Origin of the sequence: Streptomyces sp. Pv4-95 (assembly GCF_045782725.1) — a bacterium.
Taxonomy (GTDB): Bacteria; Actinomycetota; Actinomycetes; order Streptomycetales; family Streptomycetaceae; genus Streptomyces.
In genome coordinates this window covers 1007957-1020527 of the sequence record NZ_CP127172.1, presented here as the reverse complement: position 1 = coordinate 1020527, position 12571 = coordinate 1007957, and the positions used below count along the sequence as shown (strand labels likewise).

Sequence of the window (12571 nt, the reverse complement as noted above, 5' to 3'; positions counted from 1 at the left end):
GCTCACTTCGCCATCTGCTGCTCGGCCTCGGCGAGCCGGGCCCTGACCGACGCGGTGGTCACCGGGTGCCCGGCGGCAGCATCGGCGAACAGGTCCTTGACGGCGGTGCCGACGGACGTCTCGAACTGTGATTCGTCGGCGATCTGCGGGAGCGGCGCGGCACTCCTGGTGAGCGTCTCGCGCAGCACCTTGGTGTCCGGCCGGCTGAACGCCGGGTCGGCCTGGGCGGCCTTCACCGGCGGGATGGCGCCGTAGGTCTTGTTGAGCAGTGTCTGCTCGGCATCGCTCGTCATGAACTTCACGAACTTCCGGGCGCCGTCGAGATTGTCGGTGTTCTTGAAGACGGCGATGTTGATGCCGGCGATCATCGAGTTCGTCCGGCGACCGGTGCCCGGGGCGCCGGAGGGTACGGGCACCGGCACCACGCCCCAGTCCTCGGCCTTCATCCCGTGCGCGGTGAAGGTGCCGGCCGCGGCCTGCCACAGCACCATCGCGGTCCTGCCCTTGGCGAAGTCCTGGAGTGACTGGTTCTGACCGTACTCGGCGTTGCCGGGCGCGATGATGCCGTCCTCGGCCATGAAGTCGACGTACTGCTTCACCGCTGCCACCGCCCCCGGTGAGGTGAAGGTGGGCTTCCCGGAGGAATCGAAGAAGTCGGCTCCGTGCTGCTTGGCGAGGACGAATGCCTGGTGGATGTTGTTGGAGAGGTTTCCGCCCTCGGCTCCCAGGGCCCACTTGCCGTTCTTGGAGATCTTCTTGCCGTCCGCCACCAACTCCTCCCAGGTGGAGGGTGGCTGGCTGATGCCGGCTTCTTTGAACATCTGCTTGTTGTAGTAGAGCGCGTAGGTGAGCGAGTAGAGCGGCACGGCGGCCGGGTCCTTGCCCTCGGCGCCGGTGGCGCCCAGCGCCGGGGCGACGAACCGGTCGCGGCCCCCGATCTCGTCGAAGTTCGCCTTGTCCCAGGGCAGCAGAGCGCCGGTGGCCTGGAGCGAGGCGGACCAGGTGTTGCCGATGTTCAGGACGTCGGGCCCCTGGCCGGAGGTGGTCGCGGCGAGGATCCGGTTGAGCAGATCCGGCCACGGCACGACTTCCAGCTTCACCTTGATCCCGGTCCGCTTCTCGAACTTCCTCAGCTCGGGCCCGAGGATCTTCTTGTCCGCCTCGACGTTCGGCCCCTGGTTGGACGCCCAATACGTCAGTGTCCTGGGGGAGTTGTTGCTGCCCCCGCCGCTGGGAGCCGATCCGCCGCCGCACCCGGCCGCCGCTGCGGCGAGCACGGTGACGGTGGCGGTGACGGTCGCGGCTCGGAGTATGCGCATGACGGATACGCCTCTCTCTGAGGAGTCCGGAGGTCGGCCATGTTCAGTTCCTGAACGGCCTCATGGCTTAACTTAGGGTGTGAGTTAAAGCCCGAGAGAAGGGCGCGTCAAGGGATCGGGCAAGGGTATGTTGCGGGCAGGGAGGGAGCCACATGACCGAGCGCAACAGACGGACGGTGCGTGACCTGCGGAGGGCCAACCGCGCCGCGGTTCTGCAACGGTTGTATTTCGACGGGCCCATGAGCCGGCAGGCGCTGGGTCCCACGACGGGCCTCAGTTCAGGATCCGTCAGCAACGTCGTCGCCGAACTCGCCGAGGACGGGCTGCTGGAGGAGGCCGGAGTCGTCGAGTCCGACGGCGGCAGGCCACGCACCCTGCTGCGGGTGGCGCCCACGAGCGGCTGCCTGATCGGCGTGGACGTCGGCGAGACCCGGGTGAGGATCGAGCTGTTCGACCTCGCCCTCGGCGAACTCGCCCGTGCCGAACTGCCGTTGACGCACCAGGGTTACGACGTCGGCCTGATCGTGCGCCATATCGCCGACGGGATCGCCACCGTGCTGCGGGCGGGGCGCGTCGATCCGGCCCGGCTGCTCGGCGTCGGGGTCGGGGTCCCCGGAATCCTCGACAGGGGCGGACCGGACGGCGCCGTCGTCCACGGCCAGACCATCGGCTGGCACGCCGTCCCCCTGGAAGCCCTGCTGCGCGCGGCCGTCGAACTCCCCGCCGGTGTCCGCTTCTTCATCAACAACGGGGCGAAGGCGCTCGGTCAGGCCGAGATGTGGTTCGGCGGCGGCCGGGGCGTCAAGGACGCGGTCATCGTGCTGTTCGGGTCCGGAGTCGGTGCCTGCATCGTCACCGACGGTGTCATCCATGGGGGCGAGCGCGACAGCGCCGGCGAGTGGGGCCATCTGACCGTCAGCGTCCGCGGCCGGCGCTGCCGTTGCGGTGCGCGGGGCTGCCTGGAGGCGTACACCGGGTCGGAGGCGCTGCTGGAGCGCTGGCAGGAGGCCGGCGGGCGCCTTCCCGAGGGCGCGGACGAGGAGTCGGGGGTGACCGCACTGATCGCCGCGGCCCATCCGCAGGACCCCGGCACCGTCCCCGACCCCGTGGCGGCCGCCGTCCTGGACGAGACGGCGGAGTACCTGGGCGCAGGCATCTCCGACCTGATCAACCTCTTCAGCCCCGAACGCGTCCTCATCGGCGGCTGGGCCGGTCTCCAGCTGGGCCCGCACATCCTCCCCGCCGTACGGTCCTACGCCGCTGACTACTCCCTGGCCCACCCCGCCGGGCGCGTCACCATCGACCTGGGTCTGCTGGGCCCCGACGCCGTCACGGTCGGCGCCGCGACTCTCCCGCTCGCGGACTTCTTCGCCCACGGTGGCCGACGCGCCGCGCCGGCCACCGAAGAAGGTGTGCCGCCGCTGTCGGAGGGCCGGCGCTCCGCCCTGGGGAGCCGCGCGCAGCGTGCGGGCGGACCGGGCGCGAACCGTGCTGGAGTGTCATGGGGAACGGGGCCGGGCGGGACCGCCGTGCGGAAGGGGTAGCCCGACGTGGTGGTGGCGGTGGGCCGCTGGCGGGCGGGGGCTCTCGCCTTGCGGCATGCTCCTCCGCCGTCCCGCCTGCCCCGGCACCCGCTCTCTACGCGTCGTCCGCCGCGTACACCCGCCGTCCTCCGACGAACGTCTGCAGCACGCGGGTCGCGGCGATCTCCTCATCGGGCCCGTCGAACGGGTCCCGGTCGAGGACGACCAGGTCCGCCAGCTTTCCGGGTTGGATGCTGCCCGTGCCGTCCAGGTGGTTGGCGTACGCGCTGCCCGCCGTGTACGCGGCGAGCGCCGAGCCGAGGTCGATGCGCTGCTCCGGCAGGAAGACCGGCGCCGACGGCGGGCCGTCCGGTGCCCGGCGATTGACGGCCACGTGCAGCGCGGCGATCGGATCGGGGGAACTGACAGGCCAGTCACTGCCCGCCGCGAGGGTGGCGCCGGAGCGCAGCAGGTCACCGAACGGGTACTGCCACGCCGCCCGCCGGGGCCCGAGGAAGGGAATCGTCAGCTCGTCCATCTGCGGCTCGTGGGCGGCCCACAGTGCCTGGATGTTGGCGGTGGCACCGAGCTTGCGAAAGCGCGGTACGTCGTCGGGGTGCACCACCTGGAGGTGTGCGAGGTGGGGGCGGGTGTCCTGCATGCCGTTCGCCCGCCGAGCCGCCTCGACGGCGTCCAGGGCCTCTCGTACCGCCCGGTCGCCCAAGGCGTGGAAATGCACCTGGAATCCCTCGGCGTCCAGCTCGGTGACGTACTTCCGAAGGTCCCCGGGCTCGATGAACGAGATGCCGCTGTTGTCCGAGGCGCAGCCGCACGCGGTGAGATAGGGAGTCAGCATGGCCGCCGTATGGTTCTCGGCGATCCCGTCCTGCATGATCTTCACGCTCGTGGCCCGGAACAGACCACCGCTCAACTCCTCCCGGCGCGCAAGGAGTTCAGGGATCTGCTCGCTGCCGCGTGAGCGGTCCCACCACAGCGCGCCGGTCACCCGCGCGGTCAGTTTCCCCTCCAGGCGGGCTGCCAGGTAGGCGGGGATCGGGTCGGCCGTACCGGGGCCACGGCCCAGCATCGCGTCCTGCCAGGCGGTCACGCCGTAGGAGTGGAGAAGCCGCTGCGCCCGGAGCAGCCCCTCCGTCAGCTCGGTGAGGGTCGGTTCGGGAAGGAGGTCGGCGACCAGCCGCATGGCACCTTCCTGGAGCATGCCGGTCGGCTCGCCGGTGGCGTCGCGTTCGATGCGCCCGTCGACCGGGTCGGGTGTACGCGCGGTGAGCCCGGCGCGTTCCAGCGCACGGGAGTTGGCCCAGCCGCCGTGGTGGTCGCGGTTGACCAGGAAAACGGGACGATCGGGCACGATGGCATCCAGGAAGTCCCGCGTCGGCATCCCGCCGGGGAACGCCTCCATGGACCAGCCGCCGCCGATGATCCACGGCGCCTCGGGGTGGGCGCCGGCGTAGGAGCGGATGAGGTCGCGGTAGGCGTCGGCGGTGACCGCCGCGCTGAGATCGCACTGACCCAACTCCATCCCCCCGCCGACGGGATGGACATGGGCGTCCTGAAAGCCGGGCAGGAGCAGCTTGCCGTTCAGGTCGACGACCTCGGTAGCGGGCCCGATCAGGTCCGTGACGTCCGCTTCGTGGCCGACGGCGAGGATGCGGTCGCCTCGTACGGCGATGGCGCTCGCCCGGGTGCGGGCGGGGTCGACGGTGTGGACAGGGCCGGAGAGGAACACGAGGTCGGCGGCGTGCCGTCCGGGCGACCCGCTCCGTCCACCGCGCGGGCCGGCCGCGGCGGCGGGCTCCTCACCGGCCGGGGCCGGGATCCGGGCCGGGGCCGTGGCAGGGGTCGCCGGGTCTCCTTCGGGGGTGCTGACGTGCATCGTGCTGTGACTCCTTGTTCGATACTTGGGATGGGGCTTGCTGATCGTGAACTGAGCTTCGGTGGAAGCAGGTTGGCGAGATGGCCGGCCTAGCTCACCGGCTGTGGCCCGTCGACCAGGCGGTCATGGAGATCCGGGGGTGCCGGCCGCCGCGCCGTCCATCGGCAAGGCGATCGCGTCGGCGTCCGTACCGCGCCCGGTACGGAAGTACGGGGAGCGGCGCACCCACTTGGCCCAGGCGGCGACGCCCAGGCCCACCAGCACGAAGAGGGTGGGCAGCATCAGCATGAACCAGCCGTTGTCGGGGCTCGCCTCGAAGTGATCGCTCATGGTCGCGTAGTTCCAGAGGAGAAAGCCGCCGAGGCCGAACAGCGTCAGCGCGCTCACCGCCGGGACGAGTACGTCCCGCAGCGCGCGGACCGGCCCGTCGCGCAGGCTGCCGCGGAAGCGCACCGCGCAGGCGAGAGCGGTGAGTCCGTAGTAGAGCGCCACCGTCAGGCCGATGGAGTTGACGGCGGTGAGGATCATGTCGTTGAGCTCGGGGATGCCGACGGCGAGCACGGCGAGCAGCGCGGCGACGGCCATGATCAGGAGCGTGCCGACGGCGGGCGACCCGTAGCGCGGGTGCACGCGCTGCCACACGGCGCCGAGCGTCCGGTCGCGCGCCATGGCCAGCGCGCCGCGGGCGGTGGGGATGACGCTGGACTGGAGGGAGGCGAAGGCGGAGCACATCAGAGCCGCCAGCGGCAGGGATGCCCAGGGCTCGGGCGCCAGCCGGCCACCCAGGTAGGTGAGCGCCTGCGGGCCGTTGCGCAGCAGCTCGTCCGTGCTCATCACCCGCTGGAAGGCGACCGCGCCGAAGAGGAAGAGGCCCGTCATCGCCGCCAGGGCGATCAGTCCGCCCCGCGATGCGTCGGAGGAGCTACGGGTCTCCTCGTTGACGCTGAACGCCGCGTCCCACCCCCAGTAGATGAACACCGCGAGCACCAGTCCCTGCGCCAGTGCCTGCGGGGATCCGATGGCGAAGGGGTTGAGCCATGACAGTGAGAAGGGCTGGTCGCCCACGATCAGGGCCCAGCCGCAGAACACCAGCAGTACCGCGTACTCGAAGATCAGCAGCGCCATCTGGAGCCGGGTCGCCGACCGCACGCCGGTGATGGCGGTGGCCGTGACGACGACCAGCGCGACCAGGCCGACCGCCGTGCTCACCCCGGTCGAGGTGGGATCGAGCCGGAATCCGAGCACGTTGTGCAGCCCGAGCTTGTTGAGGAACTGCAGCACCACAGAACCCGTGACCGCACCGGTGTACGCCATGAAGACGACGTTGCCCACCAGCACCACCCAGCCGGTCAGGAAGCCGGGCCAGGGGCCTATGGAGCGGCCCACCCAGGTGTAGCCGCTGCCGCAGTTCGGCTCGGTGCGATTGAGCCGGGCGTACGACAGCGCGATGCCCAGGATGGGGAGGGCGGCGAGAAGCAGCAGGCCGGGCGTCTGCCGGCCGGCGTACGCGGCGAGCGCGCCCATGCCGATGCCGATGCTGGTGGTCGCTGCGGTGCTCGACGCGGCAATCGCCACCCCGTCCTTCACTCCCAGTGAGCGGCGCATGCGCACCGTACCGGGGTCCTGCTGCACTTCGGAGGGCATGGCACTCACTCCTTGACGGGCACCGGTCGGGCCGGGCCATAGGGGTTCGGAGGCGCGGGATGAAGGAGGCACGGGATGGCGGAGGTGACGGGCAGGGGTGGGCGTCGCCGGGGTGGATACCGCTGCGCCGAGCGCCGACTGCCCTTTGCTCGCACGGCCTCGGCAGGACGGACCGCGTCGTGCGGGATGTGGCGCCGCGGTCCGTGTCCGCCGATGAAACAGCCCGGTGCGAGCTTGTGTCAACGGTGTTGTCTTAACTTGGTGATTAACTGGACCACGTGGCGGCTCAAGGCCCCGGGCACTGTTCCCGCCGGTGGGACCCGGTGGTCCCGGGGGTCCGCCCCGGCGTCCTCGCGGAGCGGGGGAGCCGGCGGGAGCCGGAGCGTGAGCAGCATGGAGCGGAGGGGAACGGTGTCGGACAGCGAGCGGGTGCCGGCCGAGCGCAAGCGGCGCCGGCCGACCGGTTCAGGTGTGGTGCTGTCCGTCGATCTCATCGTCGACGCGGCACGGGACCTGATAGACGCCCAAGGGGCGCAGGCGTTCACCATGCGCAAGCTCGGCGCGGCCCTCGGCGCCGATCCGTCCGCCGTCTACCGCTACTTCCGCAACGCCGAGGATCTCTTCCTCGCACTGGCCGACCGCCTCATCGGCGAGTCCATGGCGGACTACGCACCGAGCGGTGACTGGGCCGCCGACCTGCGCGATTTCGGTCTCCGCGCCTACCGCTCCGCGCTGCGGCACCCGCAGATCGCAGTCTTCAGCACGGTCCGTGTGACGGGCCGGCCGCATGAGCAGCGCGCCGTCGACACCGGCATCGGCCTGCTCCTCCAGGCCGGTTTCGACGAGGCCACGGCCGTCCGCCACTACCACGCACTGGTGGACACGGCCCTCGGTCACGCCGCCCTGGACGCCGGGGTGCTCCGGCTGGCCCCTGCCCAGCGCGCTGCGGACGAAGCGGCCTGGCAGGCGGCGTACGGCAGTCTGCCGGCGGACGGATTCCCCAGCGTGCGCCGCGTACGGGACCACCTCCCGCTCATGGCGGGCTCGGCGGTCGAGCCCGCGCTCGACCTCCTCATCGCCGCGCTGCGCCGCGAAGCGGGTGACCGGCGGAAGTGACGGCCGGGTCCGGCGCGTTGATCCCCTGCCCCGCCCTGATGCGACCCTCGATGCGCCACGGCCCCCGCGTCCGCGGCCCGTTGGAGTGCACCGTTCCGGGCCGTAGGCGGGTTCTCGACGGGATCCGGGACCACCGAGGGTCGACCGGATCGAAGGCTGAGGGGCGCCGTGCGTGCCCGCGTCGGCTCAACGGCCTTCCGAACGCGCGCCCTCCGGCCGGGCAATTGTTGGCGAATACTTCGCCGCCAAGCGGACACACTGCTCATCCGGCCGCTATTCACCACACAATGCAGGAGATCGCCGCCACGGGTATCTCCGCGACGCGCAACACCACCTTGGCTGCCGTCGCTCTCCGCCCTGCGGGTCGGGGCGAGAACAGCCCTCCGAGCAGTCGTGCAGAATCTGCCGACCAGGTCAGAGGCTGTGTGTGACTGGAGATCAAGTATGGTTATAGTGTTATTAGTTGAATGCATTGGGGTGCGAACTCATTGCGCGAACCCGGAGCAGTAATTAGGCCCTGGTCGGTGCAATGAGTTCGACTGTTGTCGCCTGCGCCGCGCATCCCGCTGGTTCTGGATTTCTCCATGATTGAGGATGCTGATGGTTCGTACTGCGTCGTCACCCGGAGGCCCCTCGACAGGCCTTTCCGCGGCGTGGTCGGTTCCCGCTGCCCTGATGGCCGTGGCCACGGCCGTCATCGCGACGATCGCGCCCGCGGGAGGCAGGGCGCCGGCCATCTGGTGCGGAGTCGTCGCCACGGTGATCGTCGCCCTCGTCTCCGCCGAGGTGGCCCGCCGCGGCCGTGCGGTCGCCGCGCTGCGGGCCGAGCACGCCGCGCGTGAGGCCGCCCTGCTGCAGGACCTGCGGCGGCAGGAGGCCGCGACGATCCGGCTGGCCGAGCAGCATCTGCCGGCGGCCGTCGCGCAGCTCCAGGAAGGCGAGTTCGCCGAGGACGTCCTGCTGTCCGTCGCCGCGCAGGACGAGGGGCTCAGCCCGCAGTCCCGTGCGGCGCACCAGGCGCTGCTCCGGTCCGTCGTCGAGGCCGTGCAGGCCGAGGAGAGCATGCGTGACTCGGCGCAGCGCGGTGTGGTCAACATCGCCCGCCGGGTCCAGGCCATCGTGCACCAGCAGGCGACGGACCTGCGAGGGATGGAAGACCGGCACGGCCAGGAGCCGGCGTTCTTCGCCGACCTGCTCCGGCTCGACCACGGCACCGCCCTGATCGGCCGGCTGGCCGACAGCATCGCCGTACTCGGCGGGGCGCGGCCGGGCCGTCAGTGGGGCAAGGCCGTGCCCCTCTACAGCGTGCTGCGCGGCGCCATGTCCCGGATCCTCGACTACAAGCGGGTTGAGCTGCACACCGTCGCCGAGGTCGCCGTCGTCGGCACCGCCGTCGAGCCGCTCATCCACGCTCTGGCGGAACTGCTGGACAACGCCACCCGGTACTCGCCGCCCAAGACCCGCGTCCATCTGACCGCGGTGGAGGTGCACATGGGCATCGCCATCGAGGTGGAGGACGGCGGTATCGGCCTCAGCGAGGAGGCGCGGTCGCGGGCCGAGGGGATGCTCAAGGAAGCACGGGCCGGCATCGACCTGAACGACCTGGGGGAGTCGCCGCGGCTGGGACTCGCCGTGGTCGGCCGCCTCGCGCAGGCTTACGACTTCAAGGTCGCGCTCCCCCCGTCCGCCTACGGTGGCGTGCGCGCGGTGCTGACCGTGCCGAAGACGCTGCTCACCACCGCACCCGCGACCGGGCGGGCGCACGGCATCGGCGCCTCGTCCGGGCCCCGGCCGGAGCGGCGGGAGGCCGAACAGAGCGCGCCGTCCCGGGCGGCAACCGAAGTTTTCGCACCGCGCTCCGCGTCCCCGCACGCGTACCGGAACGCCGCTGCGACAGTGGACACGCACGAGGCCATGGACGCGGAACAGCCCGCCCCGGCACGCGCACACCGTACCGAGGAAGAGGCGCCGGCCCAGGCCGAGCGGACGGCCAGTGGGCTGCCCCAGCGGCGCCGCCGTCGTCCGTCGTCCGGCCAAGCGGCGCGGACCACGGCCCTGCCGGGACCGGCGGAGACGGCGCACGAGGAACCTGCGCCCGGCGTCTGGATGGCCGAGTTGCAGAGCGGTCTCTCAGCCGACAAGCCCAGGGCGGCACCTTCCCGGGCCAACAGCGACACGTCAGACAAGGGTGAGTAACCGATGCAGCAGCGCGCGGACATGGACTGGATGCTCAAGGATCTCGCGGAGAGCGTCCCCCAGACTCGCCACATCGTGGTCCTGTCGTCGGACGGCCTGTGCATGGCCCGCTACGACACGGACATGGACACCGCGGACCGCCTCGCCGCAGTCGGTTCGGGCCTGCAGAGCCTGTCCGTGGCCGTCGCCTCCGAGTTCCCGCACAGCGACGGGCGGATGCGGATGGTCGTCATCGAAGTCAGCGGCGGCTTCATGTACTTGATGGCCGCGGGCGCCGGTGCCCATCTGGCGGTCCTCGCCGACGAGGGGGTGGACGCCGGGCTGGTCGGTCAGTGCATGCGTGACCTCGTCGCCCGGATCGGCGCGCATCTCACCAGCCCGCCGCGAAGCGACGGGCAGGTGCAGTGAGCACATCCGACCGGGACTGGGATGAGGGCGGGCCCGAGCGGCTCTACGTCATCACGGGGGGCCGGGCGGATTCATCGGAGCAGGCGGACCTGGACCTGGTCACCCTGATCGTGTCCCGGGAGGAGCCGCAGGCCGGCATCCAGCCGGAGCTCGCCGCCATCCTCCGGGTGTGCCGGTCACCGGTGTCCGTCGCGGAAATCTCCGCTCATTTAACTCTGCCGGCCAGTGTGATCAGCGTGCTCCTCGCCGATCTGCTCGCCGACGGACGGGTCGAGGCCCGCAGGCCCGCCCCGTCGCGTACCGACATCGCACTGATTGAGGCGGTTATCGATGGTCTCCAGAAGCTCTGACACTGTCACGGAGCCTCGGAGCGAGGACCGGCTGCCGTCATCAGCCTCCTCCGCAGTCAAGATCGTTATCGTGGGCGGATTCGGCGTCGGCAAGACCACCTTCGTCCGCTCGGTGAGCGAGATCAGGCCGCTGACCACAGAAGAGACGATGACGCAGGCCAGTGCCGAGGTCGACGACATCGCCGGGGTGGAGCGCAAGACCGCGACCACCGTGGCGATGGACTTCGGCCGGATCACGCTCAACGAAGAGCTGGTGCTCTACCTCTTCGGTACACCCGGCCAGCAGCGCTTCTGGTTCCTGTGGAACGGCTTGTTCGAGGGCGCGCTGGGGGCGATCGTGCTCGTCGACACCCGGCGCCTGGAGGTCAGCTTCGACGTGATCGGGCGTCTGGAGGAGGCCGACGTGCCCTTCGTGATCGCCGTCAACTCCTTCCCCGACGCGACCTCCTATCTCACCGAGGAAGTGCGCGGCGCACTCGACCTTCCCGAGAGCGTGCCGATCGTGCTGTGCGACGCCCGCGAGCGACCGTCGAGCCGGGACGTGCTGATTTCCCTGATGCGCTACCTGCGAACCTCCGCAACGACCTCGGAGTCCACGTGACCGCCAACACTCCCGAGCCCGCGACCGGCCGCCCGGCGACTCCGCCGCCCGGCTGCCCGGCCCACGGAATGGCTTCGGACACGCTGCACCGCCTCTACGGCGCCGAGGCCCAGGCCGATCCGATGGGCGTGTACGAGAAACTGCGGGCCGCGCACGGGCCCGTCGCCCCCGTCCTCGTCCACGGCGACCTGCCGGCCTGGCTGGTCCTGGGCCATCGCGAGAACCTCGATGTGCTGCGCAACCCCACTGTCTTCACCCGTGATTCACGGTATTGGCGGGACATGTCCGAGGGGCGGGTGGCGGCGGATCATCCGCTGGCGCCCATCACGGCCTGGCAGCCTCTGTGCGTCTTCGTCGACGGTGAGGAGCACGAGCGGCTGCGCGGGGCGGTCACCGACAGCCTGGGCCGCTTCGAGGCGCGCGGTATCCGGCGTCATGTCACGCGCTTCACCCATCAGCTCGTCGACGGGTTCGAGGCCGCCGGACGGGCCGACCTGGTGAGCCAGTTCGCCGCCGAGCTTCCGCTGCGGGTCATGACACAGCTCTTCGGTATGCCGGACGAGTACGGGCCCGCCCTGGCCGCCGCCGTTCAGGACGTGCTCACCGGTACGGACACCGCGGCGGCGAGCAACGACTACATCACCCGTACCCTGACGCAACTGGTCGAGCGCAAGCGCACCGACCCCGGTCATGACTTCCCCTCCAAGCTGATCGAGCATCCCTCCGGCCTGAGTGACGAAGAGATCCGCGAGCATCTGCGCCTCATCCTCACCGCTGCCAACGAGACCACCGTCAACCTGATCGCGAACGCACTGCGGATGGTCCTCACCGACGACCGCTTCCGCGCGAATCTGGCCGGCGGTCACATGACGCTGCCGGACGCGATGGAGCAGGTGATGTGGGACGAGCCGCCGATGATGACTCTCCTGGGGCGGTGGGCCACCAGCGACACCGTGCTGGCCGAACAGCCCATCGCGGCAGGGGACATGGTCCTCCTCGGACTCGGCGCGGCGAACGTCGACCCGGCGATCCGTCCCGATCTGGCGGCCTCCGTGCGCGGCAACCGCTCCCATCTGGCCTTCAGCGGCGGCCCGCACGAATGCCCCGGCCAGCACATCGGCCGGGCGATCGCCGACACGGCCATCGACACCCTCCTCACCCGCCTGCCCGATCTTCAGCTGTCCGTCCCGAAGGACGAACTGGAGTGGAACTCCTCGCTGATGTACCGCCACCTCGAAGCCCTGCCGGTCGAGTTCAGCCCCGGCCGCCGGGTGTCGCGCGTGCCGGATCTGATGCCCCCAACGACGCTGCGTACCGAACTCCCCACGGCGGAGCCCGAGACCAGGCCCGCCTTCCCGACCGCCCCCTCGGCGCCTGCCGGCCGGTCCTGGCTGTCCTGGCGGCGTAGCGGGGAGCGCCGCACAACCGACTGACGCTCGGGCCGGGCCCTCGTCCGGCCCGAGCGATACCAGGGGCACCACACTCCGGCGGACAACCGGCGGCTGTGGTGCCCCTGTTCG

The 12571-nt window shown here is 70.9% G+C and carries 10 protein-coding genes; 7 read left to right on the top strand and 3 right to left on the bottom strand.

The genetic code is table 11. From position 1 onward, the window contains the following. Window positions 1-2 precede the first annotated feature (2 nt). Complete coding sequence (locus QOM21_RS04765; protein ID WP_407548464.1) at window positions 3-1319, bottom strand: extracellular solute-binding protein; 1317 nt, start codon at window positions 1317-1319, stop codon at window positions 3-5. Between the two features lie 152 nt (window positions 1320-1471). On the opposite strand from QOM21_RS04765, the gene QOM21_RS04760 reads away from it, so the two are divergent. Next, window positions 1472-2863 (top strand): ROK family protein, encoded by a 1392-nt coding sequence (locus QOM21_RS04760; RefSeq protein WP_407548463.1) that lies wholly within the window; start codon window positions 1472-1474, stop codon window positions 2861-2863. 94 nt (window positions 2864-2957) lie between these two features. On the opposite strand, the gene QOM21_RS04755 is transcribed toward QOM21_RS04760, so the two are convergent. Beyond that, a complete protein-coding gene (locus tag QOM21_RS04755; RefSeq protein WP_407548462.1) occupies window positions 2958-4736 on the bottom strand; it encodes an amidohydrolase in 1779 nt (592 codons plus the stop codon). Between the two features lie 123 nt (window positions 4737-4859). Next, entirely contained in the window at window positions 4860-6380 is a 1521-nt protein-coding gene (locus QOM21_RS04750) for an APC family permease (protein WP_407548461.1), read from the bottom strand. A gap of 393 nt (window positions 6381-6773) precedes the next feature. Between QOM21_RS04750 and QOM21_RS04745 the strand changes: the two genes are divergently transcribed. The 6 genes from QOM21_RS04745 to QOM21_RS04720 all read left to right on the top strand — a co-directional run bounded on the left by QOM21_RS04745 (window position 6774) and on the right by QOM21_RS04720 (window position 12484). Beyond that, window positions 6774-7496 carry a TetR/AcrR family transcriptional regulator gene (locus QOM21_RS04745; RefSeq protein WP_407555577.1) on the top strand — a complete coding sequence of 241 codons (723 nt, stop codon included), beginning with the start codon at window positions 6774-6776 and terminating at the stop codon, window positions 7494-7496. Window positions 7497-8096: 600 nt separating this feature from the next. After that, a complete protein-coding gene (locus tag QOM21_RS04740) occupies window positions 8097-9692 on the top strand; it encodes a sensor histidine kinase (RefSeq protein WP_407548460.1) in 1596 nt (531 codons plus the stop codon). A gap of 3 nt (window positions 9693-9695) precedes the next feature. Next, complete coding sequence (locus QOM21_RS04735) at window positions 9696-10100, top strand: roadblock/LC7 domain-containing protein (protein WP_393896857.1); 405 nt, start codon at window positions 9696-9698, stop codon at window positions 10098-10100. Next, on the top strand, window positions 10097-10450 hold the full coding sequence (locus QOM21_RS04730; RefSeq protein WP_393896858.1) for a DUF742 domain-containing protein: 354 nt from the start codon (window positions 10097-10099) through the stop codon (window positions 10448-10450). The genes QOM21_RS04735 and QOM21_RS04730 overlap by 4 nt, the downstream gene beginning before the upstream one ends. Next, window positions 10431-11051: a GTP-binding protein gene (locus QOM21_RS04725; protein ID WP_407548459.1), complete on the top strand. Its 621-nt coding sequence runs from the start codon at window positions 10431-10433 to the stop codon at window positions 11049-11051. Before QOM21_RS04730 ends, QOM21_RS04725 begins: the two co-directional genes overlap by 20 nt. Beyond that, on the top strand, window positions 11048-12484 hold the full coding sequence (locus tag QOM21_RS04720; protein ID WP_407548457.1) for a cytochrome P450: 1437 nt from the start codon (window positions 11048-11050) through the stop codon (window positions 12482-12484). The genes QOM21_RS04725 and QOM21_RS04720 overlap by 4 nt, the downstream gene beginning before the upstream one ends. Window positions 12485-12571: the final 87 nt, after the last annotated feature.